Origin of the sequence: Collinsella sp. TM09-10AT (assembly GCF_003436275.1) — a bacterium.
Classification (GTDB): Bacteria; Actinomycetota; Coriobacteriia; order Coriobacteriales; family Coriobacteriaceae; genus Collinsella.
Window position 1 is genome coordinate 1 of record NZ_QSOP01000048.1, and the last position, 1,834, is coordinate 1,834.

Sequence of the window (1,834 nt, forward strand, 5' to 3'; positions counted from 1 at the left end):
AGGCGGCCGAGCATGGCGAAGCCCATGGCAGGCAGGATGTTGGCGGCAACGCCGCAACCGTCGATGATGAAGGGCGGGATGAAGTCGAGCAGGCCCTGGATGGCGTCGGAACCCAAATAGAAGGCGCCGCCGCACAGCAGGAAGTACTCGACGCAGCCCCAGATTCCAATTCCCCAATGAACGGCGTAGATGCCTTTGAGGTTTCCCTTGAGGGCGAACTTGTCTGCCATATCGACAAACACAGGGAACAAGGCATTGGTAATGTTGCCGATCGTCAGTGCAAGGACGGCGATGGGCATGGCGAGCGCGATGGCCGTCTCGGTACCCTGACCGAGCTGAATGGCAAACGCGCAGGCGAGCACGCCGCCGACGGTTTCGTTAGGCGGCACGTAGGCGCCGATGGAGATCGAGCCCATGAACAGCAACTCCAGGCTGGCGCCAACGGCAAGGCCAGTCTGCAGGTCCCCCAGCACCAGGCCCACGAGCGGGCACAGGACGATGGGGCGGAACGCGTAGAGGGTGCCGAGCTGGTAGTCGAGACATCCAAAAGCTCCGACTAAGCCGACGAGGATTGCTTGGACAAGCATAGTTCCTCCCAATAAGGAATCTCGAACCGTCGTCACTCCCGTCGCGCGCGTTATTGATATCAATCCGGGAGTTTGACCACACGGTCCGAACCGCACCTGGCGTGCTGCTAACACCCATACCAGGCACAAATGATTTGATACCAATTATAGGTATGCAGGTTCGCCTTATTTAATACCAGTCGCTCAGCGGGGTGTTTTTTACCGTAAACGGCAGGCGCATCCCATTAGGCACGCTCTTTGTTTCGATGGCGGACAAGCGCCACCAGAAAGCCGTCGCCAAAAGCATCGGATGCCAAGTTGGCCACAATCACCAAAACGATCATCGCCGCGCCCAAGAACTCGTTCCAGCTAAAGACCTCGCCAAAGAGGAGCGCCGACCAGCAGGGAGCGAGCACGACCTCACTCATGCAAACCAAGTTGGCCGCAAACGCGTTGGTGCGCGCAATCCCCTTGGCATACAGCACACTCGCAAGGCCGCTGCAAAAAAGGCCATGCACCAGCATAAGCCCCCACTCAAAGGGTTTCACGGAGCCTAGGTCGCCGGCAAAATAGACGATCGGAAGTATCGAGATGCCGCAGGAGATGAGCGAGGACACCATGGGCGACGCATCGGGGCGAGAGTTTAAAAAGAAACACAGCCCAAAGGTGGCGCCCGAAATGACGGCAAGCAGATTTCCGAGCATGCCCTCGGCGCTCAAATCACCTAAAAAGAAAAGTCCCATACCCGTAAAAGCAACCACCACGGAGGCAATCTTCGCAGGCGAGGGCAACGTGCGAGTTGCGAGCGATTGATACACGATAACGAAAATCATCGAGGTGTACTGCAGAACGATCGCGTTGCCGACCGTCGTGAGCTGGTTGGCAAAGTTAAACGTGGTGCCCGTCACGAAGTTGCAGACGGCCACAAGGACAATAAGACGGCTGACGCGAAGGACGGGTCTGCCGACGAGCAGGATAAAGAGCGCCATAAATATTGCCGTGACGGCACCGATCAAAAGAGCTGACTGCGAATTGGCGCGAACGAGGATGCCGATAAAACTCCACAAGAGCGCCGTGCCAAATAGATACATCGCCCCGCTCACGCCATTATCGGGTGGATTGTCAGATCGAATCACGAAGCACCTCCAACTAGCTTTCGGTAATAAAAAACGGCGACCGCAATGGGTCGCCGTTTCCCTTGGGGGCAAATAATAGGCCGGGCCCTTACGCCAGCACGCCGAAGAACGCGCCGACGATGCCCACGACCA

2 protein-coding genes are annotated in these 1,834 nt (G+C 57.4%); both read right to left on the bottom strand.

What is annotated here, in order from left to right; translation table 11 throughout:
- On the bottom strand, positions 1-587 hold a 587-nt coding region (locus tag DXD77_RS10170; protein ID WP_147325446.1), incomplete at its 3' end, for a PTS sugar transporter subunit IIC.
- 224 nt (positions 588-811) lie between these two features.
- Entirely contained in the window at positions 812-1,702 is an 891-nt protein-coding gene (locus tag DXD77_RS10175) for a DMT family transporter (RefSeq protein ID WP_233505160.1), read from the bottom strand.
- Positions 1,703-1,834: the final 132 nt, after the last annotated feature.